The sequence below is a fragment of the Methylothermus subterraneus genome, assembly GCF_054656915.1.
On sequence record NZ_BAAHXK010000007.1, the window covers coordinates 64956 to 90024 of the forward strand.

General features: G+C 58.9%; 24 protein-coding genes. 20 read left to right on the plus strand and 4 right to left on the minus strand.

Features of this window, described 5'->3' with window-relative positions; translation table 11 throughout:
* Positions 1-44 precede the first annotated feature (44 nt).
* From rpe to trpC, 5 genes are read left to right on the plus strand one after another with little or no spacing between them, the layout of a single operon-like run.
* Positions 45-731: a ribulose-phosphate 3-epimerase gene (gene rpe / locus ACYQ3M_RS07895; RefSeq protein WP_460035526.1), complete on the plus strand. Its 687-nt coding sequence runs from the start codon at positions 45-47 to the stop codon at positions 729-731.
* The gene (gene trpE / locus ACYQ3M_RS07900; protein ID WP_460035527.1) at positions 728-2206 is read left to right on the plus strand and encodes an anthranilate synthase component I; all 1479 of its coding nucleotides are present in this window, start codon (positions 728-730) and stop codon (positions 2204-2206) included. The genes rpe and trpE overlap by 4 nt, the downstream gene beginning before the upstream one ends.
* Entirely contained in the window at positions 2203-2790 is a 588-nt protein-coding gene (locus tag ACYQ3M_RS07905) for an anthranilate synthase component II (RefSeq protein ID WP_460035528.1), read from the plus strand. Before trpE ends, ACYQ3M_RS07905 begins: the two co-directional genes overlap by 4 nt.
* The gene (trpD, locus tag ACYQ3M_RS07910; protein ID WP_460035529.1) at positions 2787-3803 is read left to right on the plus strand and encodes an anthranilate phosphoribosyltransferase; all 1017 of its coding nucleotides are present in this window, start codon (positions 2787-2789) and stop codon (positions 3801-3803) included. The genes ACYQ3M_RS07905 and trpD overlap by 4 nt, the downstream gene beginning before the upstream one ends.
* Positions 3800-4597 (plus strand): indole-3-glycerol phosphate synthase TrpC, encoded by a 798-nt coding sequence (trpC, locus tag ACYQ3M_RS07915; protein WP_460035530.1) that lies wholly within the window; start codon positions 3800-3802, stop codon positions 4595-4597. The genes trpD and trpC overlap by 4 nt, the downstream gene beginning before the upstream one ends.
* Here the strand turns inward: trpC and ACYQ3M_RS07920 are convergent.
* Positions 4588-5448 (minus strand): glycosyltransferase family 2 protein, encoded by an 861-nt coding sequence (locus ACYQ3M_RS07920; RefSeq protein ID WP_460035531.1) that lies wholly within the window; start codon positions 5446-5448, stop codon positions 4588-4590. The two genes, trpC and ACYQ3M_RS07920, sit on opposite strands and share 10 nt — an antisense overlap.
* 296 nt (positions 5449-5744) lie before the next feature.
* Here ACYQ3M_RS07920 and ACYQ3M_RS07925 point away from each other — a divergent pair, with 296 nt between their 5' ends.
* The 14 genes from ACYQ3M_RS07925 (at position 5745) to hemL (ending at position 21822) form a co-directional block, all read left to right on the plus strand.
* Positions 5745-7106, plus strand: coding sequence for a Na(+)-translocating NADH-quinone reductase subunit A (locus ACYQ3M_RS07925; protein WP_460035532.1), 1362 nt, complete (start codon positions 5745-5747; stop codon positions 7104-7106).
* Positions 7106-8311 carry an NADH:ubiquinone reductase (Na(+)-transporting) subunit B gene (locus tag ACYQ3M_RS07930; protein WP_460035533.1) on the plus strand — a complete coding sequence of 402 codons (1206 nt, stop codon included), beginning with the start codon at positions 7106-7108 and terminating at the stop codon, positions 8309-8311. The genes ACYQ3M_RS07925 and ACYQ3M_RS07930 overlap by 1 nt, the downstream gene beginning before the upstream one ends.
* Positions 8304-9152, plus strand: a complete 849-nt coding sequence (locus tag ACYQ3M_RS07935) for a Na(+)-translocating NADH-quinone reductase subunit C (protein WP_460035534.1) — start codon at positions 8304-8306, stop codon at positions 9150-9152. The genes ACYQ3M_RS07930 and ACYQ3M_RS07935 overlap by 8 nt, the downstream gene beginning before the upstream one ends.
* Before the next feature lie 14 nt (positions 9153-9166).
* Complete coding sequence (locus ACYQ3M_RS07940; RefSeq protein WP_460035535.1) at positions 9167-9859, plus strand: NADH:ubiquinone reductase (Na(+)-transporting) subunit D; 693 nt, start codon at positions 9167-9169, stop codon at positions 9857-9859.
* Complete coding sequence (gene nqrE, locus ACYQ3M_RS07945; protein ID WP_460035536.1) at positions 9859-10467, plus strand: NADH:ubiquinone reductase (Na(+)-transporting) subunit E; 609 nt, start codon at positions 9859-9861, stop codon at positions 10465-10467. Before ACYQ3M_RS07940 ends, nqrE begins: the two co-directional genes overlap by 1 nt.
* Positions 10468-10481: 14 nt before the next feature.
* Positions 10482-11699 (plus strand): NADH:ubiquinone reductase (Na(+)-transporting) subunit F, encoded by a 1218-nt coding sequence (gene nqrF, locus ACYQ3M_RS07950; RefSeq protein WP_460035537.1) that lies wholly within the window; start codon positions 10482-10484, stop codon positions 11697-11699.
* A 34-nt stretch (positions 11700-11733) separates the two neighbouring features.
* Positions 11734-12741, plus strand: coding sequence for an FAD:protein FMN transferase (locus ACYQ3M_RS07955; protein WP_460035538.1), 1008 nt, complete (start codon positions 11734-11736; stop codon positions 12739-12741).
* A gap of 178 nt (positions 12742-12919) precedes the next feature.
* Positions 12920-13315 (plus strand): CBS domain-containing protein, encoded by a 396-nt coding sequence (locus ACYQ3M_RS07960; protein ID WP_460035539.1) that lies wholly within the window; start codon positions 12920-12922, stop codon positions 13313-13315.
* 26 nt (positions 13316-13341) lie between these two features.
* Complete coding sequence (acnA, locus tag ACYQ3M_RS07965) at positions 13342-16032, plus strand: aconitate hydratase AcnA (protein ID WP_460035540.1); 2691 nt, start codon at positions 13342-13344, stop codon at positions 16030-16032.
* Between the two features lie 4 nt (positions 16033-16036).
* Positions 16037-17839, plus strand: a complete 1803-nt coding sequence (gene uvrC / locus ACYQ3M_RS07970) for an excinuclease ABC subunit UvrC (RefSeq protein WP_460035541.1) — start codon at positions 16037-16039, stop codon at positions 17837-17839.
* A complete protein-coding gene (pgsA, locus tag ACYQ3M_RS07975) occupies positions 17836-18411 on the plus strand; it encodes a CDP-diacylglycerol--glycerol-3-phosphate 3-phosphatidyltransferase (protein WP_460035542.1) in 576 nt (191 codons plus the stop codon). Before uvrC ends, pgsA begins: the two co-directional genes overlap by 4 nt.
* Positions 18412-18462: 51 nt before the next feature.
* A complete protein-coding gene (aroG, locus tag ACYQ3M_RS07980; RefSeq protein ID WP_460035543.1) occupies positions 18463-19536 on the plus strand; it encodes a 3-deoxy-7-phosphoheptulonate synthase AroG in 1074 nt (357 codons plus the stop codon).
* Between the two features lie 8 nt (positions 19537-19544).
* Positions 19545-20525 carry a sulfur carrier protein ThiS gene (gene thiS / locus ACYQ3M_RS07985; protein WP_460035592.1) on the plus strand — a complete coding sequence of 327 codons (981 nt, stop codon included), beginning with the start codon at positions 19545-19547 and terminating at the stop codon, positions 20523-20525.
* A gap of 16 nt (positions 20526-20541) precedes the next feature.
* On the plus strand, positions 20542-21822 hold the full coding sequence (hemL, locus tag ACYQ3M_RS07990; RefSeq protein WP_460035544.1) for a glutamate-1-semialdehyde 2,1-aminomutase: 1281 nt from the start codon (positions 20542-20544) through the stop codon (positions 21820-21822).
* Positions 21823-21827: 5 nt separating this feature from the next.
* Here the strand turns inward: hemL and rho are convergent, their stop codons facing one another.
* Together rho and trxA are read right to left on the minus strand one after the other, a co-directional pair.
* Positions 21828-23087, minus strand: coding sequence for a transcription termination factor Rho (gene rho / locus ACYQ3M_RS07995; protein WP_460035545.1), 1260 nt, complete (start codon positions 23085-23087; stop codon positions 21828-21830).
* 125 nt (positions 23088-23212) lie between these two features.
* Positions 23213-23539 carry a thioredoxin TrxA gene (gene trxA / locus ACYQ3M_RS08000; RefSeq protein ID WP_460035546.1) on the minus strand — a complete coding sequence of 109 codons (327 nt, stop codon included), beginning with the start codon at positions 23537-23539 and terminating at the stop codon, positions 23213-23215.
* A 171-nt stretch (positions 23540-23710) separates the two neighbouring features.
* Here trxA and cysQ point away from each other — a divergent pair, with 171 nt between their 5' ends.
* On the plus strand, positions 23711-24526 hold the full coding sequence (gene cysQ, locus ACYQ3M_RS08005) for a 3'(2'),5'-bisphosphate nucleotidase CysQ (protein ID WP_460035547.1): 816 nt from the start codon (positions 23711-23713) through the stop codon (positions 24524-24526).
* Here the strand turns inward: cysQ and ACYQ3M_RS08010 are convergent.
* Entirely contained in the window at positions 24523-25068 is a 546-nt protein-coding gene (locus ACYQ3M_RS08010; protein WP_460035548.1) for an SRPBCC family protein, read from the minus strand. The two genes, cysQ and ACYQ3M_RS08010, sit on opposite strands and share 4 nt — an antisense overlap.
* Position 25069: the final 1 nt, after the last annotated feature.

The window sequence follows — 25069 nt, forward strand, 5'->3', positions numbered from 1 at the left end:
AATCGGTTACACTTAGCTTTTTTCAGCAAGTTGAGGACCTTAAGATGCAGACACCCTGGATTGCCCCTTCGATCTTATCGGCCGATTTCGCCCGGCTGGGCGAGGAAGTAAAGAACGTTTTGCAGGCCGGTGGGGACATCGTCCACTTCGACGTGATGGACAACCATTACGTCCCCAATCTGACTTTTGGTCCAATGGTCTGCGAGGCGCTGCGCAAGTATGGAATTACCGCTCCCATCGACGTCCATTTGATGGTCAAGCCGGTGGATCGGATCATTCCCGATTTTGCCAAAGCGGGAGCGACGTACATTACGTTCCATCCAGAGGCCTCCGAACACGTGGATCGCACCCTGCAGCTCATTCAGGATGTGGGCTGCAAGGCTGGGCTAGTGTTCAATCCCGTAACCCCCTTAGATTACCTCGACTGGGCCATCGAGCGGGTCGATATGATCTTGCTGATGTCGGTCAACCCAGGCTTTGGCGGCCAGTCGTTCATTCCGTATGTGCTACGCAAGATCGAGCAAGCGCGGCGGATCATCGACGCTTCGGGCCGGCCGATACGGCTGGAAGTAGACGGCGGCATCAAGGTGGACAACATCGCCCAGGTGGCCGCCGCCGGGGCCGATACTTTCGTTGCTGGTTCGGCAATCTTCGGCCAGCCGGATTATCGGGCGGTGATCTCGGCGATGCGCGCGGAGATCGCCAGAGGCTTGGGCGAAAAGCCAAGATGACCAAAAAACGGTTTCGCGAACTTGCTGCCCTAGGCTACAACCGCATTCCGGTCCGCCGCGAGATCCTCGCAGATCTAGATACCCCTTTAAGCGCTTACCTTAAGCTGGCCGATCAGCCGTATACCTATCTGTTCGAATCCGTGCACGGCGGTGAGCGCTTCGGCCGATATTCCATCATCGGCCTGTCGGCGCGGCAGGTGGTTCGGGTTTATGGGGACAAAATCGAAGTTTCTCGCGGGGAGGAAGTGGTTGAAACGTGCTTTAGTGCCGACCCGTGGGGCTGGATCAAGGACTTTGCTAAGCGTTTTGCCGTCCCCAGTCTGCCCGATATGCCCCGCTTCAGCGGGGGGCTGGTGGGCTATTTCGGTTACGAGACCGTCGCCTATCTGGAACCTAGGTTAAAATCGGCTGCGGCCAAGCCCGACTCGCTTAAGACGCCCGACATTCTGCTCATGGTTTCGGAAGACTTGTTAGTGTTTGACAATCTGGCCGGCAGGCTCACTTTGATCACCCACGCCGATCCTAATGAGCCCGAGGCGTTGGAGCGGGCTGAGGCGCGCTTGGAAGCCTGGGTCGCGCGTTTGCGCAGCAGCTGTGCGTATCCGGTAGAAGACCAACGGTATCGCATCGCTGAGGCGGATTTTGTCTCCGGCTTTACCCGCGAAGGCTTTGAACAAGCGGTGGCGCGGATCAAAGACTACATCGTCGCTGGCGACGTCATGCAGGTCGTGTTGTCCCAGCGGCTGTCCATCCCTTACCGCGGCGAACCTTTGAGCGTCTATCGCGCGCTGCGCTGGCTCAATCCGTCCCCCTATTTGTATTACCTCAACCTCAAAGACTGCCATATCGTCGGTTCTTCGCCGGAAATCCTCGTTCGGCTCGAAGAAGGTGTCATCACGGTTCGCCCTATCGCCGGGACCCGTCCCCGCGGGCGAACGTCAAAAGAAGATCTCGCGCTCGAGCGAGAGCTGCTGGCCGATCCCAAGGAGTTGGCCGAGCATCTGATGCTCATCGATCTAGGGAGAAACGACGTCGGCCGGGTGGCGGAAATCGGCAGCGTCAAGGTGACTGAGAAAATGATCGTCGAGCGCTATTCCCACGTCATGCACCTGGTTTCCAACGTCACGGGAAAGCTCAAATCCGGCTTGGATGCCTTCGACGCGCTGGCGGCGACTTTCCCGGCCGGAACCGTCTCGGGGGCGCCCAAGATCCGGGCGATGGAGATCATCGCCGAACTCGAACCGGTCAAACGCGGCATCTACTCCGGGGCGGTAGGATACATCGGCTGGGCGGGCAACCTCGACACCGCCATCGCCATCCGCACCGCGGTGATCAAGGACGGTCAACTCCACGTTCAAGCCGGGGCGGGGATCGTGTACGACTCGGTTCCGGCCAAGGAATGGGAGGAGACGATGAACAAGGGACGCGCCTTGTTCCGCGCTGTGGCTCAAGCCGTGGAGGGGCTTTCGGTATGACCCGCGTGGTGATGATCGACAACTACGATTCCTTCACCTACAACTTGGTCCAATACCTGGGCGAGCTGGGAGCGGAAGTGACCGTGGTGCGCAACGACCAGGTAAGCCTTGAAGACCTCGAGCGCCTCAAGCCGGATAAAATCGTCATCTCCCCGGGTCCCTGCACCCCGAAGGAAGCGGGCATTTCGGTGCCCGCGATCGTGCGTTTTAAGGGCAAGCTGCCGATCTTGGGGGTGTGCCTGGGCCATCAGAGCATCGGCGTGGCTTTCGGCGGGCGCATCGTCCACGCCAAGGCGATCATGCACGGCAAGACTTCGTTGGTGTATCACACGGGCGTGGGCGTGTTCACCGGATTGCCCAGCCCTTTCCAAGCCACCCGCTACCACTCTTTAGTGATCGAGCGCGACAGCCTCCCGGAGTGTTTAGAAATCACCGCCTGGACTCAGGATAAGGCGGGAAACTTTGAGGAGATCATGGGCGTGCGCCACAAGGAATATCCGATCCAAGGAGTGCAATTTCATCCTGAATCGATTTTGACCCAGCACGGCCACGACTTGCTCCGCAACTTTTTGCACGACCGATGAACCTCCGCGCTGCCCTTGCCAAGCTGCTCGAGCCGGCCGATCTTGAGCCTCTTGAGATGCAGGCGGCGTTGGCCCAGATTCTCGCGGGTAACGCTACGCCCGCCCAGGTGGCCGGGTTTTTGGTCGCGCTTCGCGCTAAAGGCGAGAGCGTGGAAGAGATCGTCGCCGCCGCCGAGGCGCTGCGTAAGCAAGCCGTCCAGATGGAAATTGCCAGCGAGCATCTGGTCGATACCTGCGGCACCGGAGGAGATGCGGCCCATACCTTCAACATCTCGACGGCGGCCGCGTTCGTGGTGGCGGCCGCCGGCGGCAAGGTGGCCAAGCACGGCAATCGCTCGGTGTCGAGCGTGAGCGGCTCAGCCGATGTGCTGGAGGCGGCCGGAGTCAAGCTGGACCTGACTTTATCCCAAGTTCGGCGCTGTCTTGAGGAAATCGGCGTCGGCTTTCTGTATGCTCCTTGCTATTATCCGGCGTTGCAGCAGGTTGCCGCGGTGCGGCGGGAGCTTGGGGTCAAGACGCTGTTTAATCTGCTCGGCCCTTTGCTCAATCCCTTAGGCGCTAAGCATCAGCTTGTCGGCGTGTTCGATGCGCGTTATGTGACGCTGCTTGCGCGGGCGCTCCAGCGTTTGGGTAGTAGGCACGCGTTGGTGGTGCACGCCGAAGATGGGCTGGACGAGATCAGCGTGGCGGCGCCTACCCAGGTGGCGGAGCTTCGGGCAGGCGAGGTGCGGACCTACACGATCACGCCGGAGCAGTTTGGCCTCAAGCGGGCGCCGCTTGCGGCAATTCAAGTCGATTCGGTCGCCGCCAGCCTAGACGTCCTGCGTAGGGTATTGGCAGGGGAGCCGGGGCCGGCCGGCGACGTCGTCGCCTTGAACGCCGGGGCGGCGATCTACGTTGCCGGTCTGAGCGATTCGCTGGCCGGCGGGGTGGCCAAAGCCCGCGCGGTGTTGAATTCGGGCGCGGCTTTGGCCAAATTAAACGCATTGATCGAATGGACCCAAAGCCGATGAACAATCCCGACCTTCTCCAACAGATCCTTGCTACCAAGCGCGAAGAAGTGAACCTGCGCAAGCGGCGCATCCCCTTGGCCGAGGTGCGCGAATTGGCCGAGGCGCAAGCGGCGCCGCTGGATTTCTACGGCGCTCTGCAGCGTCGGGTGAGGGAGAGTCAACCGGCGGTGATCGCCGAGATCAAGAAAGCTTCCCCAAGCCAAGGAGTGATTCGGGAAGCCTTCGATCCGCGCGCGATCGCCGCAAGTTACGCGGCGCACGGGGCGGCGTGCCTTTCGGTGCTGACCGATGCCAAGTATTTCCAGGGCTCTGAGGCGTATCTGGAGTTGGCCAAACAAGCCGCTCACCTCCCCACGCTGCGCAAGGATTTCCTCATCGACCCTTATCAAGTCTACGAAGCCCGGGCCATCCAGGCCGATGCCATTTTGCTGATCGTGGCCGCTTTGGACGATTCGCAGCTGCACGACTTGAGCCAACTGGCGGCTGAGCTCGGGCTGGCGGTGCTGGTCGAGGTGCACGACGCTGAAGAACTTAAGCGGGCTCTGTCCCTTAAAGGGGTCATTTTGGGCATCAACAACCGCGATCTCAAGACCTTTAAAGTCTCCTTGGAAACTACCTTAAATCTTTTGCCTAAGATCCCTGAGGACTTTTTGGTAGTCGCCGAAAGCGGCATCCGTACCCCGGAAGATGTAGCCAAACTGCGCGCTTTGGACGTTCACGCGTTTTTGGTCGGGGAGGCGTTCATGCGCGCGGAGGATCCAGGCGCCTGCCTTAAAGATTTGTTTTACTCATGAAGCTTGTAGTGCAGCGACGCGATCTGCTCGGACAAAATCCCCATCAGGAAGATGAACAGCGACCCTAAGAATAAGACCACCGACATGTTGGTCAAGCGCCCCCACGAGAAAAAAGTATAAGCGTAATAAGCCAAGCCGGTGGCGAAGGTAAAAGCGGCGATCGGCAAGAATAAACGCATGGGGGAGAATAAAGCGCCGATTTTAAAGATGATGATCAAGAAGCGGATGCCGTCGCGCGCCAAGCGGATGTGGCTGCGGCTGTTTTGATGGCGCTGGCCAGCGCGGATCGGAACGTAAGTTACCGGAAAGCCGGCGCGGAAAAAAGCCATCGTGCAAGTGGTAGGATAGGAAAAACCGTTGGGCAACAAGTAAAGAAACTTGCGAAAACACTCGGCGTCGGCAGCGCGAAACCCTGAGGTTAAATCTTCGATCGGGTAGCCGGTCATGAACGAGGCCAGGCGGTTGTAGATCCAGTTGGCCCACCGCCTTCCTGAAGAAGCGTGGGTATCGGCTTGTCTGGCGCCAACCGCCATTTTATAGCCTTGCGCAAAGGCAGCCAGCAAGCGCGGTATGTCTTCGGGATCGTGCTGGCCGTCGGCGTCCATAAACACGAAAATCTCACCGCAAGCGGCGCGCGCCCCGTTTTTGATGGCTGCACCGTTGCCCATGCTGTAGGGGTGGCGAATGACCCGCGCTCCAAGAGCCTCGGCCAGATCGCCGGTGCCGTCGGTGGAGCCGTCGTCAACGACCAAGATTTCGGCTTCCGGCAGCAGCTGGCGCACGCGCGTCAGAAGAGAGGGCAAAGAGGCGGCCTCGTTTTTAGCCGGTAGGATGACGGAGACTTTGGGCATAGCCTAGATTATAGCCGAAGACGTGGAAATGGAGCGTTTCCTAAAAGCACCTGTTGGATTTGCTGTAGATTAAACTTATAGCTGGGAAAGCCTCTATATTTAAAGCAATTTCCTTCCAAATTTAGCCATTTTCTCTGGGAAGGGTGTTTGAGCGGGGATTCCCCGCTCTTTTTTTGCCCGTCCGCGCGTTGTTCAATGCAAGGTTTTATGCTGTAATACCGTGCGTTTTGTCCCGTCCGGCCTAAGGTAAAAGGGGGCGGGTGGGTTGTTCCTGATTGTTCGTGGACGTAGAGTCTATGGTGATAAAAATCAAAAAAGGTCTGGACTTGCCCATTGCCGGGAAGCCGGAGCAAAAAATTTTCGAAGACGCAAACGAGGTCCGGTCGGTGGCGGTCCTCGGGCAGGATTTTCACGATCTGCGGCCGACCCTTCAAGTTCAAGAAGGGGACCGGGTTAAGCTGGGGCAAGCGCTGTTTGTCGACAAGAAGCATCCGGAGATCAAATACACATCCCCCGGCAGCGGGATAGTCAAAGCGATCCACCGCGGGCCGCGGCGGGCGCTGTTGTCGGTGGTGATCGAGCTGGAAGGGGACGAAGAACAAAGCTTTGCCAGCTATCCTGCGAGTCGTTTGGAGGATCTGAGCTTAGCGGAAGTCAAGCAGAATCTCCTAGATTCTGGACTGTGGACGCGCCTGCGTACCCGTCCGTACAGCAAAGTGCCGGCGCCGGATGCGGTGCCGCACTCGATCTTTGTGACGGCAATCGACACCAATCCGCTCGCCGCCGATCCGGCCGTGGTGTTGGCGGAGCGGGTCGAGGATTTCCGCAACGGCTTAAAAGTGATCTCGCACTTGACTCCCGGCAAAGTGTTCGTGTGCCGGTCGGCCAAAAACTCTGGGTTTCCTGCGGTCGATGGGGAAAAAGTGCAAGTGGTCGGGTTCGATGGCCCGCATCCGGCAGGACTTCCCGGCACCCATATCCATTTTTTGGATCCGGTCAGCGCGAGCAAAACCGTCTGGTACCTGGATTATCAGTCGGTTATGGCTATCGGAGCGCTGTTTACTACGGGTCGCCTGAATGTAGAGCGGGTGATCTCATTGGCCGGGCCCGTGGTCAAGCGTCCGCGGTTGCTTAGGACTCGGGTGGGAGCCAATCTGGACGATCTGACCGCGGGGGAGATCGCATGCCAAGGTCCGTATCGCGTTATTTCCGGTTCGGTGCTCAACGGCCGCAAGGCCCAGGGTTGGGCGGCCTTTTTAGGGAATTACCACAATCAAGTGAGCGTGCTCGAGGAATACCGCCAGCGCGAGCTGTTCGGCTGGATCGAGATGAAAGGCGCCGACCACAAGTTTTCCCTCTTGGATGTTTTTTTGCTCCGGCGGCAAAAACCGCAGGAATACCGGCTCACCACCGCGCTGTGTGGCAGCCACCGAGCCATCATTCCTATCGGCGTCTATGAGCGAGTGATGCCGTTGGATATTCTGCCGACCCAATTGCTCAGGGCGCTAGTCGTAGGCGATACCGAGATGGCGCAGGCGCTTGGTTGTTTGGAGCTCGACGAAGAAGACCTGGCCTTGTGCACCTTCGTCGATCCCGGCAAGCACAACTTTGGTCCGGTCCTTAGAAGAAACTTAACCCAAATCGAAAAGGAAGGCTGATGTCCAAGCTGAGAACGTTCTTAGACAGAATCCATCCTTTGTTCGCCAAAGGGGGGCGCTACGAGAAGCTGTATCCCCTGTATGAAATGGTGGACACGTTTCTCTATTGGCCGGCGGACGTGACGCCCAATCCGGTCCACGTGCGCGATGCCTTGGACCTGAAGCGGGTGATGGTCTATGTCTGGCTGGCGACTTTCCCGGCGATCTTCATTGCCCTTTACAACACCGGCTATCAAGCCAACCAGGCGATGCAAGCGCTTGGACTTACGACCATCCCCAACTGGCGCGGCGCGATCATGGATTGGTTTGGTTACAATCCTTCAAATCCCCTGTCGTGCCTGATGCATGGGGCCGTGTATTTCTTCCCTGTTTACATTGTCACCTTCGTCGTCGGGGGAATTTGGGAGGCTATATTTGCCCTGGTGCGCAAGCACGAGATCAACGAAGGGTTTTTCGTCACCTCGATCTTGTTTGCTCTGTCTTTGCCGCCGACGATTCCGCTTTGGCTGGTGGCTTTAGGCATCAGCTTCGGGGTGGTATTGGGCAAGGAAGTGTACGGTGGGACCGGCAAGAACTTTTTGAATCCCGCGCTCACCGGCAGGGCGTTCTTGTTTTTCGCTTATCCGGCTTACATGACGGGGGATTCGATCTGGGTCGCGGTGGACGGCTACAGCGCCGCAACTCCTTTAGCTTTAGGCGCCGAAGGGGGGCTGGCGGCGATTCAAGCGGCGGGCTATACCTGGAGCCAGAGCTTTTTCGGTTTTATCCCTGGATCCTTAGGGGAAACCTCGACTTTGGCCATCCTGCTCGGGGCCATTTTCCTGCTTTACACGGGGGTTGCCAGTTACCGGATCATGGCCGGGGTACTGATCGGGGTGATTGCGACCTCGACTTTGTTTAATCTTATCGGCAGCTCGACCAACCCAATGTTTTCCCTGCCCTGGTATTGGCATTTGAGCTTGGGCGGATTGGCGTTCGCCTTGGTGTTCATGGCCACCGATCCGGTCAGCGCCGCCATGACCGATACCGGGCGCTGGATTTTCGGAATCCTGATCGGGGTGATGACCGTGCTGATCCGGGTAGTGAACCCGGCGTTCCCGGAAGGGGCGATGCTGGCGGTGTTGTTTGCCAACATTTTTGCGCCGCTGATCGACTATTTTGTAATCCAAGCCAACATTCGCAGAAGGGCCAGACGCAATGCTTGAGCAGATGCAACTTGCGAGTACTTTTAAAGTTTGGCGCGAGCGGGCCAAAGCCTATGCCGAGAGGATTCTTGCGCTTCCCAACGACAGCTTCGAGAAAACTCTGGCGGTCGCGTTTTGGTTGTGCCTGGTCTGTGCCGTGCTCGTGGCTTTCGCGGCCGTCTCCTTAAAACCGTTGCAGCAAAGCAACCAAGCGGCCGACATGAAACGCAATATCCTTGAAGTGGTCGGCATGTGGGGGGAGGATGTCGACGTAGATAAAGCCTTTGAGAACTTTGAGATCCAAGTCATCGATCTCAGAACCGGGGAGGTTGCGCAAGGCGTTGACCCAAATGCTTATGATATGCGAAAGGCGGCTAAGGATCCCAAGCTGAGCGAGCCGCTCCCGCGGGAAAAAGACGTTGCCTCGATCAAGCGCCGGCCTAAATACGCCACCGTCTATTTTCTTAAAGGCGAGGACGGAGGACTCAAAGCCTTGGTCTTGCCAGTTTGGGGGTATGGTCTGTGGTCCACTATGTACGGCTTTTTGGCGCTGGAGCCGGACTGCAATACGGTGATTGGCATCAACTTTTACGACCAGAAGGAAACTCCGGGGCTCGGCGGGGAAGTGGTCAATCCAAACTGGCGGGCGTTGTGGAAGGGCAAAAAGGTCTATGCCGAATCCGGCGCTCCGGTGTTGCGTCTGGTCAAGGGGAGCGTGAGTCCCAGCCAAGCGGGGGCCGAGTTTCTGGTCGACGGTTTGGCAGGTGCTACTTTGACTAGCAACGGGGTAAGCAATTTGATTCGTTTCTGGCTTGGCGAGGACGGCTACAAACCCTTTCTCGACAAGCTGTGTGCAAGGTAGTGAAGGAGGCGAGTATGAGCGACGAGGTATTAGAAGCGGAAGAATTTGAATTTGAGAAAATCAAGCCGGTGTTGGTCGATCCTTTGCTCGACAACAATCCCATCATTTTTCAGGTGCTTGGGATCTGCTCGGCGCTCGCGGTCACTTCGAAGATGGCCACCGCGCTGATTATGAGCATTGCTTTGACTTCGGTGGTGGCCTGCTCCAATGCCGCAATCGCCTTAGTCCGCAACCATACCCCGGCGAGTATCCGGATCATCGTGCAGATGACCATCATCGCCTCGCTGGTGATCGTGGTGGATCAGATCTTAAAAGCTTTTGCCTACGATATTAGCAAGCAGTTGTCGGTGTTCGTGGGGCTGATCATCACCAACTGCATCGTGATGGGGCGGGCTGAGGCCTATGCGATGCAGCATCCCCCGCTGCCCAGCTTCTTCGACGGCTTGGGGAACGGCTTAGGGTACAGCTTGATCCTGATGACGGTGGCGGTCATCCGCGAGTTGTTTGGTTCCGGCAGCCTGTTTGGGGTGGAGATCCTGCCGCTGGTTAAAAACGGCGGTTGGTACGAACCCAACGGCTTGTTGCTTTTGCCGCCGAGCGCGTTCTTTATCATCGGGCTGTTGATCTGGGCGGTTCGGACTTTTAAGCCTAAGCAGCGCGAGATCCCGGAATTCAAGATCTTGCCGGCCCACGGGGAGGTGGCGTGATGGAAGCTTTGATCAGCCTGTTCGTCAAATCGGTTTTTATCGAGAACTTAGCGCTCGCCTTTTTCCTCGGGATGTGCACCTTCTTGGCGGTCTCGAAAAAGATCGCCACCGCCATTGGCTTGGGGATTGCCGTGATGATCGTCCAGACGCTCACGGTTCCGGCCAATCACCTGATCCACGCCTATCTTCTCAAAGAAGGGGCGCTAGGCTGGGCTGGTTTGCCGGACGTGGACTTGAGCTTTCTGACCTTTTTGGCCAGCATCGGCGTGATCGCGGCCATCGTCCAGATTTTAGAGATGGTGCTCGATCGCTTCTTCCCTGCGCTGTATTACGCGCTTGGCATTTTCTTGCCGTTGATCACGGTCAACTGCGCGATCTTGGGCGGCAGCTTGTTCATGATCGAGCGCGACTACAGCTTAGCCGAAAGCGTGGTGTACGGAATCGGCAGCGGGTTCGGTTGGGCGCTGGCGATCACCGCCATGGCCGCGGTGCGAGAGAAGCTCAAATATAGCGATGTGCCGGCGGGGCTTCAGGGATTGGGCATCACCTTCATCACCGCGGGGCTGATGTCGCTTGGATTTATGGCGTTTTCTGGGATTCAGCTCTAAACCAGGGGCAAAGCATGTTGGAGATTCTGTTAGGAGTCGTCTTTTTTACCCTCATCGTACTCGCCTTGGTGATGGGAATCTTATGGGCCAAGACTAAGCTGGTTCCGCAGGGTGAGGTCGAAATCGTCATCAACCACCAGAAGACCATCAAGGCACCGGTCGGTTCCAAGCTGCTGATGGCGCTTGCCAACAATCATCTATTCGTCTCTTCCGCCTGTGGCGGCGGGGGGACCTGCGGCCAGTGTCGGGTGAAGGTGCTCGAGGGCGGTGGGGAGCTTTTGCCTACTGAAGCCAGCCATATCAGCAAGCGCGAGGCTAGGGAAGGGGAACGGCTGTCGTGCCAGGTGACGGTCAAACAGCCAATGAAGATCGAAGTCCCCGAATCCGTATTCGGGGTCAAGAAATGGGAATGCACGGTGCGTTCCAACCGCAACGTGGCGACTTTCATTAAGGAATTGGTGCTGGATTTGCCGCCCGGGGAGACCTTGGACTTTCGCGCTGGGGGGTATATCCAGATCGAGTGTCCGCCGCACCACGTGAAGTTCTCCGATTTTGACATCGACCCGGAGTATCGCGCCGATTGGGACAAATACGATCTGTGGAAGCTCGAGTCGAAAGTAGATGAGCCGGTGGTGAGAGCGTACTCGATGGCCAACTTCCCGCTCGAAAACACCATCGTCATGCTCAACGTGCGTATCGCCACCCCGCCTCCGGGGTTGAACGTGCCGCCGGGGAAGATGTCTTCGTATATCTTCAGCCTCAAGCCTGGAGACAAGGTCACGATCTCCGGGCCGTTTGGCGAGTTTTTCGCCCGCGATACCACCAACGAGATGGTCTTCGTCGGCGGCGGCGCGGGGATGGCGCCGATGCGCTCGCACATCTTCGATCAGCTGATCCGGTTAAAGTCCAAGCGCAAGATGACCTTCTGGTACGGCGCAAGAAGCTTGCGCGAAGCGTTTTACGTGGATCATTTCGATAAGCTGCAGGCGGAGCATCCCAATTTCCGTTGGTTTTTGGCGCTGTCTGAACCTAAGCCGGAGGACAATTGGACCGGGTTTACCGGCTTCATCCACGAAGTGCTCTACGAAAACTACCTCAAAGATCACCCTGCTCCCGAAGACTGCGAATATTACTTGTGCGGTCCGCCGGTGATGAACGCCGCGGTGATCAAGATGCTGGAGGATCTGGGTGTCGAACGGGAAAACATCCTGCTGGACGACTTCGGCGGCTGAGAAAGGTATAGCGGCCGGCCTTAGGCGAGGAGCCTTGGCGCTCCTCGTTTTGTTTGTGGCCGGCTGCAGTCAGCCGGCTAAGGTCCAATTCGAGCATTTTGGGCTGGCGCTTGGCACGAGCTTTACGGTCAAAGCCACCCGGATTCCGCCTGAAATCGACTCAGAGAAGCTCAAAGCGCAGCTCGAGGCCCGATTGGAGGAGGTGGACAAGCAAATGTCCACTTATTTGCCGGATTCTGAGCTGTCGCGTTTTAATCGGAGCGAAAGCCTGGATTGGCAGCCGGTCTCGGAAGATTTGGCCAAAGTGGTGGCGACGGCTTTGGAGGTTAGCCGCTGGAGCGAGGGAGCGTTCGACGTCACCGTCGGCCCCTTAGTCAATCTGTGGGGATTTGGCCCGGATCCCAAGCGAACCGAGGCGCCCTTTGCTGAGGCCATCGAGGCGGCCAAGGCGCGCATCGGCTATCAAAACCTGGAAGTTCGTCTAGCCCCGCCTGCTCTGCGTAAACGGAGGCCCGATCTGTACGTGGATCTTTCGGCGATCGCCAAAGGATTTGCCGTAGATCGTCTGGGGGAATACTTAGAATCTTTAGGAATTTACGATTACCTGGTCGAGATCGGCGGCGAGGTGCGAGTGCGCGGTAAAAGTCCACGAGGAAAGGGATGGCGGATTGCGATCGAAAAGCCGGTTCCCAAAGTCCGCCAAATCGAAAAGGTTCTCGAGCTTTCTGACATCGCCGTAGCCACCTCTGGGGACTACCGCAATTATTTCGAGGCGGATGGCAAAAGGTTTTCCCACACCATCGATCCTCGTACCGGCTGGCCTATTGCGCACCGCTTGGCGTCGGTGACGGTGCTCTGTCATACTACCATGCAAGCGGATGCGTTGGCGACCGCTTTGATGGTGCTCGGGCCGGAGAGCGGTTTTGCGAAGGCCGAAAAGGAGAATATTGCGGCTTTGTTTATTGTCAAAGAAAACGAAGGGGGTTTTAGCGAAAAGCCGACCTCGGCGTTTTTGCGACACGTGCGTGGAGGTGCGTCATGAGTGTTTTTTTAGTGACTTTCGCCGTGATTGCCGTCGTCTTCGGCCTAATGGCGATTGGGGTGCTATTTGGGCGGCCGGCGATTAAGGGCAGTTGCGGTGGGGTCGGTGGCGGTGAGTGTCTGTGCGCGCAGGGTAAAAAGGGCTGCGATAAGCCTGAATGACTGAAAGGGGAAGAGCGATGTTGCGAAATATCAGCGTGCGGGAGCACATGGCTACCAATTTGGTGACTTTCACCCCGAACATGGGGGTATTCGAAGCGATTCGCCAGTTGCTCAAGCACAAGATCACCGGGGCTCCGGTGTTGGACGAGCAGGGGCGGCTGGTCGGTGCCTTTTCGGAGATGGATTGCCTGCACGTGGTCTTGGATGCAGCCTATCACGAGCAGATGGGAGGGAAGGTCGGGGAATACATGAACACCGAGATCGAGACGGTGACTCCCGATACCAGCATCCTCGAGGTGGCCGAAAGGTTTCAGAAAAGCCGGCTGCGTCACTTTCCGGTCATCGAGGACGGCCGCTTGGTCGGGCTGATCAGCCGAGTGGATGTGCTTCGGGCCTTGGTGAGCATTTACTGAATCGACCTGGACATACGGAGTTTGGAATGCAGGTTTTTGATCCTTTCGGCAGCCGCGCCCAGTTGCCCACGAGCTCCGGGAAGGTGACCTATTTCAGCTTGGAACGGCTGGAAGCGCAAAACCTCGGCGCGGTCTCGGCGCTGCCCGTCACCATCAAGATCCTGCTCGAATCCGTCTTGCGCCACTGCGACGGCGAGCGGGTTAAGGAGCAGGACGTGGCCGCGCTTGCGCGCTGGAACCCGGCCGGTGGCGCTGAATTTGAGATTCCATTTAGGCCGGCCAGGGTTTTGTTGCAAGATTTTACCGGCGTGCCGGCGCTGGTAGACCTGGCGGCGATGCGCCAGGCGGTCCAGCGCTTCGGGAAGGATGCGAGACGGGTCGAACCCTTGATCCCGGCCGAACTGGTGGTCGATCATTCGGTGCAGGTCGATTATTTCGGCACCTCCGACGCCTTGGCGAAGAACATGCGCCTGGAATTTTCCCGTAACTTAGAGCGCTATCAGTTCCTCAAGTGGGGTCAGAAAGCGTTTAAGGCGTTCAAGGTCATTCCGCCCGGGGTGGGGATCGTGCATCAGGTCAATTTGGAATACTTGGCCCGTGGGGTGTTTCTCAAGGAAGGGATCGCCTATCCAGACAGCCTGGTGGGGACGGATTCCCATACAACGATGATCAACGGCCTGGGGATTCTGGGCTGGGGGGTAGGCGGAATCGAGGCGGAAGCGGCGATGCTCGGCCAGCCTCTGTATATGCTTCCCCCGCAGGTGGTCGGCTTGGAACTCCTAGGCGCCTTGCCCGAAGGCGCGACCGCGACCGACTTGGTGCTTGCGGTTACCGAGATGCTGCGCCGACACGGGGTGGTAGGGAAATTCGTCGAGTTTTATGGCGCGGGCTTGAGCGCCATCAGCGTGCCGGACCGGGCCACAGTGGCCAACATGGCGCCCGAATACGGCGCCACAGTCGGCTTTTTCCCGATCGATCAAGCCGCCCTGGATTACCTGCGCGCCACTGGCCGGCCGGACTCGCAGGTCGAATTGATCGAAGCGTATTGCAAAGCGCAAGGGCTGTTTCGCACCGATACTACCCCGCCTCCGCGCTTTAGCGAAGTCCTCAAGCTGGATCTGAGCACGATCGAGCCGAGTCTAGCCGGGCCCCGCCGGCCGCAGGATCGGGTCCGCCTGGGCGCGGTCAAAGATTCTTTTCGCCAAGCGCTGATCCGTCCGCCGAGCGCGGGCGGCTTTGGTCTCACCGAAGACCAGGCGGGCGTCAAAGCAGTGGTCGAGTTGGACGGCAAAGCCGCCGAGCTCACCCACGGTTCGGTGGTGATCGCGGCGATCACCAGCTGCACCAACACCAGCAACCCTTCGGTGATGCTGGGCGCGGGGTTGTTGGCGAAAAAGGCGGTGGAGAGGGGACTCAAAGTCCCGCCTTACGTCAAGACCAGCTTAGCGCCCGGGTCGCGGGTGGTGAGCGAATATTTGCGACAAACCGGGCTTCTTTCTTATCTGGAGTGCTTAGGGTTTCATCTGGTGGGTTACGGCTGCACCACCTGCATCGGCAACAGCGGTCCTTTGCCACCGGCGGTGGCGCAGGCGATTAAGTCTTCGCAGCTGGTGGTGGCGGCGGTTCTATCCGGCAATCGGAACTTCGAAGGCCGCGTCCATCCTCTGACGCGGGCCAATTATCTGGCTTCGCCGCCTTTGGTGGTCGCCTATGCCCTGGCGGGCACGGTCGCTATCGATTTCAGCCGCGAGCCTATAGGCACCGATGCGCACGGACAACCGGTTTACCTGCACGATCTTTGGCCTACCCGTACCGAGCTTGAGCAGGTGCTCAAGGCGGCGTTCGATCCGGACAAATTCCGCCGCGTCTATGCCCGGATCGACGAGTTTAGCCCGGAGTGGAACGCCATCGAGACAAAAGGCAGCGTCCTTTACGACTGGCCGCCGGACTCCACCTACATCCAAGAGCCGCCCTTCTTCAAGGACCTGCCGTTGCAGCCGGAACCTATCCGGCCGATCGAAGGCGCCCGAGTGTTGGTGATGCTGGGGGATTCGGTAACTACCGATCACATCTCTCCGGCCGGGGTGATCCCCGAAGGGCCGGCGGCGGATTATCTGCGCGCCAAGGGCGTCGATCCCAAAGATTTCAACACCTTTGGCGCCCGCCGCGGCAACCACGAAGTGATGATGCGCGGCACCTTTGCCAATATCCGCCTCAAAAACTTACTGGTGCCGGGCAAAGAAGGGGGGGTTACGGTCCACCTGCCGAGCGGCGAGTTGATGTGGATCTTCGATGCGGCCATGCGCTACCTTGCCGAAGGGGTGCCGGTGATCGTCCTGGCCGGCAAGGATTACGGCATGGGCAGCTCGCGCGATTGGGCCGCCAAGGGGCCAAGGCTGTTGGGGGTGCGCGCGGTCTTGGCCGAAAGCTTCGAGCGGATTCACCGCAGCAACTTGGTGGGCATGGGGGTCTTGCCGCTGACCTTCAAGCCGGGAGACAGCGCCAAAAGCCTGGGTCTGAGCGGGCGTGAACGCTACACCATGGCGTTGGGTGAGGATTTGCGTCCGGGCGCCGAGGTGGAGGTGATCGCCCAAGCCGAGGACGGAAGGCGGATTGTCTTCCCGGCGGACGTCGGTTTGTACAGCGCGCAAGAGCTTGAGTATTACCGCAACGGCGGTATCCTGCAGACGGTTCTGCGGGGGATGCTGAGCGCTTGAGGCGATGACGGCCCCTTTCGACATCGAGGCGTTCCTGAAAACCTTGACCCCTTTGCCTGGGGTATATAGGATGCTGGACGCGGCGGGGAACCCCATTTACATCGGCAAGGCGGCGAATCTAAGGCAGCGGGTAGCGAGTTATTTCCGCGGCCAGCCATCTCCCAAACAGCGGCTCATGTTGGCCAAACTCAGCCGGATCGAAGTGACGGTCACGCGCACCGAAGGCGAAGCGTTGCTGTTGGAAAGCCAGCTGATCAAGCGTTATCGGCCGCCTTACAACGTCTGCCTCAAGGACGACAAGGGGTATCCGTACGTTTACGTGTCTACCGAACATCCTTTTCCTAGAGTAGGTTTTCACCGCGGGGCGCGTAAGCTGCCGGGGCGGTATTTTGGGCCCTATCCGAGCGCGAGCGCGGTGCGGCAGACGCTGAAGATCCTCAAAACAGTCTTTCCGGTGCGGCAGTGTGAAGACAGTTATTACAGCCACCGCAGCCGACCTTGCCTGGAGTATCAGATCAAACGCTGCACGGCGCCTTGCGTTGGCTACGTTACCCAAGCCGAGTACCGGCAACACGTGGAGGACACGCTAAAGTTTTTGGAAGGGCAAGGGCAAGCGCTGATCGACGATTTAGTGCGGCGGATGGAGGCGGCGGCAAGTCGGTTGGAGTTTGAGCAGGCGGCGCGTTATCGCGATCAGATCGCGGCCTTGCGTGGGATTTTGGATTCACGCGCGCTGGCGGACGGGCAAGGCGATCTGGACGCGGTCGCGGTCGCCTTAGGCGAAGGGATAGCTTGCGTTCAGGTAGCCTGGTTTCGCGGCGGGCGCTACCTGGGAAACAAGGCGTATTTTCCGACCTGCCCGCCGGAGGCCACTCCGGCCCGAGTGCTGGGCGCTTTTTTGAGCCAGTATTATCTGGACAAGCCGATTCCCGCCGAGATCCTGCTCAGCCAGGAACCGGAAGAAGCCGCTTTGCTGGCGGAGGTGCTCAGCCGCCAAGCGGGTCATAAAGTGCGCCTGATCGGCCAACCTCGCGGTCAGCGTCGAGAATGGCTGGAAATCGCCAAGGTCAATGCCCAGGCCGCGCTCGACCAGCGCTTGGCCAGGCGGGGCGTGCTTAAGTTTCGATTTGAGGCTTTGGCGGCGCTTTTGTCCTTGGAAAACCTACCCAATCGCCTGGAATGTTTTGACATCAGCCACACCCAGGGGAATCAGACGGTCGCCGCTTGCGTGGTGTTCGCGCGGGAAGGGCCGGTCAAGTCTTCTTACCGGCGGTTTAACATTCGCGAGATTACCCCGGGCGACGATTATGCCGCCTTGGCGCAGGCGATCCGGCGGCGCTTTCGGCACGCCGATCCCTTGCCCGATCTTGTGTTGATCGACGGCGGCAAAGGGCAAGCGCAGCTTGCTTTGGCGGTGTTGGCGGAGCTAGGCTTGGGTAAAATTCCGATCGTCGGCGTTGCCAAGGGACCAGAGCGGCGCGGTGGGGAAGAGAGGCTTTATCTGGCTTGGCGGGATGTTTGGGTGCAGCCCGGGGATCATCCGGGACTGCTGTTGATCCGCCAGGTCCGCGACGAAGCCCACCGCTTCGCCTTGGAAGGCCACAGGCGGCGCCGCGCCGCCGAACGCCGGTCGGTGTTGGAATCCATCAAAGGCCTGGGGCCGCATCGCCGCCAACGCTTGCTTCAGCAATTTGGCGGTTTGGCGGGCATCAAAAGGGCGAGCGTGGAGGCGCTCAGCTCGGTGACGGGCATAGGCCGGCATCTGGCGCAACGCATTTACGCAACTTTGCACGAGCAAAGCGCTTGAGTACGGGTTCGTTCAATATCGCAACTTGGTTGACTCTGCTGCGTATTGCCTTGATCCCGGTATTGGTGCTGTTGTTTTACTTGCCGTGGTCGGGGGCGCGGATCGGGTGCGCTTTGGTGTTTTTGCTCGCCTCGCTTACCGATTGGCTAGACGGTTACTTGGCGCGCCGGTTAAATCAAACGACCGCTTTCGGCGCGTTCTTGGATCCGGTGGCAGACAAGCTGATGGTGGCGGCGGCTTTGGTGCTTTTGGTGCAGAACGATCCGGAACCTTGGCTGGCGGTGGCGGCGGTGATCATCATCGGGCGCGAAATCGCAGTCGCTTCACTGCGGGAGTGGATGGCCGCCATCGGTCAGCGCAAGAAGGTAGAGGTCTCTTGGTTGGGTAAGCTCAAGACGACCCTGCAGATGAGCGCCATCACCTTGTTGTTGTTTGCGGTGGATTGGGCGACCGAGCTGCTGCAGCCGTTTGGCTACGCCTTCCTGGTGCTGGCTGCTTTGATGACTTTGTGGTCTATGATCAACTATCTGCGTCTGGCTTGGCCTATGCTAAGAGAAACCAACTCTCCTTAGCAAGGTCTGAGCTTGTAAAATAAAACGCGCGACAATTTAGGGATTTTGGCCATGTCCAACCGTTACCGTACCGAAAACTTGAGAATTCGCGAGATTAAAGAGGTCATCCCCCCCCAGCAGCTGCACGACGAATTGCCTCTGACCGAGGCGGCCGCTCGCACCACCTACGAGACCCGCCGCGCGATCCACGCCATCTTGAACGGCGAAGACAGCCGCCTGTTGGTGATCATCGGCCCTTGCTCGATCCACGACCCAGAGGCGGCGCGCGATTATGCCGGCCGTTTGGTGAGGTGGAAGGAATCGTTGGCCGATGAGTTGTTGATCGTGATGCGGGTATATTTTGAAAAACCGCGCACTCGCCTGGGATGGAAGGGTTTGATCAACGACCCGGACCTGGACGAAAGCTTCAACATCAATAAGGGCCTGCGCCTGGCCCGTAAGCTGCTTTTGGACGTCAACGAACTGGGCTTGCCGGCGGCCACCGAGTATCTGGACTTGATCACTCCGCAGTACATTTCGGATTTGATCGCCTGGGGGGCGATCGGCGCGCGCACGACCGAAAGCCAAGTGCACCGGGAGTTGGCGTCGGGGTTGTCGTGCCCGGTAGGATTTAAAAACGCCACCGACGGCTCCGTGCAGGTGGCGGTGGATGCCATCGCCTCGGCCAGGCGCCCGCACCATTTTCTCTCGCTTACCAAAGCGGGGCATTCGGCGATTTTCGCCACCACCGGCAACGAAGACTGCCATCTGATCTTACGCGGCGGGCGGCGGCCCAATTACGATGCCGAAAGCGTCAACGAGGCGGCCGAGGCTCTGGAACAGGCGGGACTCCCTCCCCGAATCATGATCGACTTCAGCCACGGCAACAGCTTCAAGCAGTACAAACGCCAACTTTTGGTGGCGGAGGATGTGAGCCAGCAAATCGCCGCCGGAGACGAGCGCATTTTTGGGGTAATGGTGGAGAGCAATCTCAAGGAAGGGCGGCAGGATATCCGCCTCGGCCAGCCGCTCGAGTACGGCAAAAGCGTCACCGACGCCTGCCTGGGCTGGGAGGACAGCGAGAGGGTGCTGGAGATGCTGGCGCAGGCGGTGCGCAAACGCCGGGGCAATTCGGGGGGACGATGATGGAAACCGTGGAAGTGGTCGTCAACGGCCAGGTGCGTGCGGTTCGGGCGGGCGCTTCTTTGGCTGAGCTGATAGCGCAGTTGGGCCTTTCCGGGGCTAAGATCGCCGTGGAGCGAAACCGGCGCATCGTCCCGCACGGTCGCTACGCCGAAGAACTCTTGCAAGCGGGCGATCGGATCGAGATCGTGCGCGCCATCGGGGGGGGAGAGCCGGAAGACGACCCTTTGATCATCGCCGGCCGGGTGTTTGGCTCGCGCTTGCTGGTCGGGACCGGAAAATACAAAGATCTGGCCCAAACCCAAGCCGCCATTGAGGCCAGCGGCGCGGAGATCGTCACCGTGGCGATCCGCCGCACCAACCTTGGCCAGCGCGAGGACGAGCCTAACCTTTTGGACGTGATCTCCCCCGAGCGCTACTTGATCTTGCCCAACACCGCCGGTTGCTACACCGTCGAGGACGCGGTGCGTACCTGTCATCTGGCGCGCGAGCTTTTGGGCCACCGGCTGGTCAAACTAGAAGTGTTGGGGGACGAGAAGACCTTATACCCGGACGTGGTGGGAACGCTGGAAGCGGCCCGGATTTTGGTTCAAGAGGGGTTTGAGGTCATGGTCTACACCAATGACGACCCCGTGGTTGCCAAAAAGCTGGAAGATCTTGGGTGCGTTGCGGTCATGCCGCTGGCGGCGCCGATCGGCTCTGGGCTGGGGATCCGCAACCCGTACAACATCCGCACCATCGTCGAGAACGCGCGCGTCCCGATTCTGGTCGACGCCGGGGTAGGGACGGCTTCGGACGCGGCGATCGCGATGGAATTGGGTTGCGACGGGGTGCTGATGAACACCGCCATCGCCGAGGCGAAAAACCCGGTGCTGATGGCGCAGGCGATGAAGTTTGGCGTGATCGCCGGGCGCAAGGCGTATCTTGCCGGGCGCATGCCCAGGCGGCGTTACGCTTCGGCTTCTTCGCCTCTGGACGGGATATTCTTCTGAGTTTGGGAGAAGGCGGATGAAATCCTCGCACCAATTGTTCGAGGCGGCCAGCGCGCTGATTCCTGGCGGGGTCAATTCGCCGGTGCGCGCTTTTCGGGCGGTAGGCGGCCGGCCGATATTTTTCGAACGCGCCAAAGGGCCGTTCCTGTACGATGTGGAAGGTCGTCGCTACATCGATTACGTAGGTTCGTGGGGGGCGATGATCGTCGGTCACGCCCATCCTGAAGTTTTGGCGGGGCTTGTGGCCGCGGCGGAGAAAGGTTTGAGCTTTGGCGCGCCGACCGAGATCGAGGTGCAGATGGCGCGTTTTCTATGCGACAAAGTCCCTTCGCTGGAGATGGTGCGCCTAGTCAACTCCGGCACCGAAGCGACGATGAGCGCGATTCGCCTGGCGCGTGGGTTTACCGGACGCGACAAGATCGTCAAGTTCGAAGGCTGCTACCACGGCCACGCCGACAGCTTGTTGGTAAAAGCCGGTTCCGGAGCTTTGACCCTGGGCGTGCCGAGCTCTCCGGGGGTGCCGGCCAGTCTGGCCGAACACACTTGGACCCTGCCGTACAACGACGTGGACGCAGTGCGGGAATTGTTCGAACAGAAGGGAGAGGAGATCGCCTGCCTGATCGTCGAGCCGGTGGCCGGCAACATGAACTGCGTGCCGCCGGTGCCTGGATTTCTAGAGACGCTGAGGGAGTTGTGCACTAAGTACGGCAGCGTGTTGATCTTCGATGAGGTCATGACCGGCTTCCGGGTGGCGCTGGGCGGCGCGCAGGCGCTGTACGGGGTGACACCGGATCTTACCAGCTTGGGCAAGGTCATCGGCGGCGGGATGCCGGTAGGCGCCTTCGGCGGGCGGCGAGAAATCATGGAACACCTTGCCCCGCAAGGGCCGGTCTATCAGGCCGGTACCTTATCCGGCAATCCGGTCGCGCTGGCGGCTGGGCTAAAGACCTTGGAGCTGGTTTCTGAGCCGGGCTTTTACGCGCGGCTGACAGAAAAGACGGAAGCGTTGGCGGAAGGGCTTAAAGAGCGGGCGGCGGCCTGCGGGATTGCGCTTTGTACCAACCAAGTCGGGGGAATGTTTGGATTGTTTTTTACCTCCGCTCCGGAAGTTACTAACTTCGCCCAAGTGATGGCCTGCGACCAGGAGCTGTTCAAGCGCTTTTTCCACGGCATGCTGAGCGAGGGAGTGTACCTGGCACCCTCTCCCTTTGAGGCCGGTTTTGTTTCCGCAGCCCACGATGAAGACACTTTGACCGCGACCTTAGCGGCGGCCGAGCGGGTTTTGCGTCGCCTCTGAAGTTCTCAGGCGCGCTTCATCGATTCGAAGAATTCGGCGTTGGTTTTGGTCTGGCGCAGTTTGTCGAGCAAAAACTCGATGGCTGCGACCTCATCCATGGGCTGGAGGATCTTGCGCAAGATCCAGGCTTTTTGCAGCTCGTCTTGGGGCACTAGGTATTCTTCCCGCCGCGTTCCGGAGCGGTTGATGTTGATCGCCGGGTAAATGCGCCTTTCCGCGATCTTACGCTCGAGGTGCAGTTCCATATTGCCGGTGCCTTTGAATTCTTCAAAGATCACGTCGTCCATGCGCGATCCGGTCTCGATCAGCGCGGTGGCGATAATGGTGAGGCTCCCGCCTTCTTCGATGTTGCGCGCCGCGCCGAAGAAGCGCTTGGGCTTTTCCAAGGCGTTGGCGTCCACCCCGCCGGTCAGCAGCTTGCCGGAAGAAGGAACCACCGCGTTGTAAGCCCGCGCCAAGCGGGTGATGGAATCGAGCAGAATCACCACGTCGCGCCGGTGTTCGACCAGGCGTTTGGCCTTCTCGATGACCATCTCGGCCACCTGGACGTGGCGGGTGGGCGGCTCGTCGAACGTGCTGGAGATGACTTCGCCGCGCACCGAGCGTTCCATCTCCGTCACCTCCTCGGGACGCTCGTCGATCAGCAGCACGATCAGGTAACACTCCGGGTTCTTGATCGCGATGGAGTGGGCGATGTTCTGCAGAATCATCGTCTTGCCGGCTTTGGGCGGGGATACGATCAAGCCGCGCTGCCCCTTGCCGATCGGGGCGACCAGATCGATCACCCGGGCGGTCAAGTCTTCAGTGCTGCCGTTGCCCAACTCCAACACGAAGCGCTCTTGGGGAAAGAGGGGGGTCAGGTTAGAAAAATCGACCTTGTGTTTGGCCACTTCCGGCGGCTCGAAGTTGATCTGCTCGACCTTGAGCATTGCGAAATAGCGCTCTCCCTCCTTGGGCGGGCGAATCTTGCCGGAGATCGTGTCCCCGGTGCGCAGGCTAAAGCGGCGGATCTGGCTGGGGGAAACGTAGATGTCGTCGGGGCCGGCCAGATAGGAGCAGTCCGCAGAACGCAGGAAACCGAAGCCGTCTTGCAGGATCTCCAAGACCCCATCGCCAAAGATGTCTTCGCCGTTTTTCGCCAGTTTCTTGAGGATGGCGAAGATCAGGTCTTGCTTGCGGCTGCGGGAGACCCCTTCGATTTCTAGAGATTCAGCGATTTCCAAAAGTTCTGCGGCGGATTTGCGTTTGAGTTCGGTCAGGTTCATGGATTTCAGGTTTTTGGCGGTAGAGAACTCTTGCGGATCTTAAGATCTTTAATCTTAAGAAGATCTTTAAATGAAGCGACAGGGTGAGTTTTAGGCGCCCGTTCGCCGAGAACGGGCGAGCCTGGTTACAGGTTTTGTTCTAGGAAAGCTTCAAGCTGGGATTTGCTCAAGGCGCCGACTTTGGTCGCTTCCACTTCGCCGTTTTTGAACAACATCAGGGTGGGAATGCCTCGTACCCCATAATGCTGAGGCGTTCGCGGGTTTTCGTCGATGTTCAGCTTGGCGACCTTCAAGCGGCCTTGGTACTCTTCGGCGATCTGATCGAGAATAGGGGCAATCATCCTACACGGGCCGCACCATTCGGCCCAGAAATCCACCAGCACCGGCTGAGTGGACTGCAAAACCTCGCGGTCAAAATCGTCGTCGGTTACATGCACGATTGCGTTGCTCACGCGCGTCTCCAATTTAAGGGTTGTTGAGAAATCGTCGAAGCGGGAAGTCTTGCTTAATTTGAGCTTAATCGGAGCGGAATTTCAAGTTTTTTGCAGATTCTGGGCTTGCATTGGCTGCCTTCTTATAGACTAGAATTTTTTCAATTCTATCCCGATGGGTAAGGTCCTCGTATGCATGGGCTAGATCTAGCTGATTTGCAAGCTCGAGTGTTGGCGGCCGTGCGCCGGGCCGGGCACAAGATACTCAAAATCTACGCTTCGGATTTTTCCGTCTACCGCAAGGGTGATCGGTCTCCTTTGACCGCCGCGGACACCGCGGCTCACCGTTGCTTGAAGGAAGCGCTGTGGAGTTTACCGGCGCAATTTCCGATCCTCTCCGAGGAGGACGAGGCGGCGCCGTACCAAGAGCGCCGTAAATGGTCGACATATTGGTTGCTGGATCCGCTCGATGGAACGAAGGAATTCATCAACCGCAACGGCGAATTCACCGTCAACGTGGCGCTTATCCACCACCATGAACCAGTGCTCGGAGTGGTTCACGTTCCGGTGCAAGACACCACGTATTACGCGGCGACCGGCCTGGGCGCGTTCAAACAAGTAGGGGAGGCCGCGCCACAGGCGATTCGGGTGCGCAAGCCGGCGCCTGAGAAGCTGGTCATCGTTGGCAGCCGATCGCACCAGACCCCCGCGTTCAAGGCGTATCTGCAAAAGTTGGACGGCGCCTACGAATTGATCTCGATCGGAAGCTCTTTGAAATTTTGTCTGGTGGCGGAAGGGCGCGCCGATCTTTACCCGCGTTTGGGGCCGACTTCCGAATGGGATACCGCTGCGGCTCAGTGCGTCGTGGTGGAGGCGGGGGGATACGTGGTCGATTTGGCCGGAAAGCCTTTGCGCTACAACACCAAAGACTCGATACTCAATCCCTATTTTCTGGTCTATGCCGACGATTCACGCAATTTTTTGGCTTATTTGCCGGAAGAGCTTTAGGCGTCTTGGAGCTTAAGTCCCAGGTGCTTTATCTTGGGCGCCTGTCCTAGCTTTAAGGCCAGTTCGGCGAGGAACACGTCCATTGCGCTGTGGTAGCGGAGCAAGTAGCGTACGCAGAAGCGCAATAAGGGGTGGTAAATCTGCTCGGTTTCGGTGATGGTGAGCACGGTCTCGCCGTTCTCTTGCTTCAGTTCGTAGATCCAGCGGCCGCGCAAAGGCAAGCTCGGATCGGCGAGCTGGGTCACGAGCCGGAAAGGCGGCTTAGCTTCCACGACCTTGAACGCCAGCTTGCCGGCTTGCGCGCTCACCTCGACCCACATCGGCAAACCGTCCTCGGCTTGGCCGACTTCCACGCGCTCTAGCCCCATCCGCCAATCGGGATACGCCTTGAAATCGGTAAGGATCGACCAGATTTGCTCCGGTTGGGCCTGCAGCCGGATGGCGCTTGCGGCCACGTGCGTCTTGGGCAGGCGGCTGCCGATCATCAGCGCGATGGCCAGCAATCCCGCCAGGATCAGCACCAGCTCGAGGAAAAAGCCCATG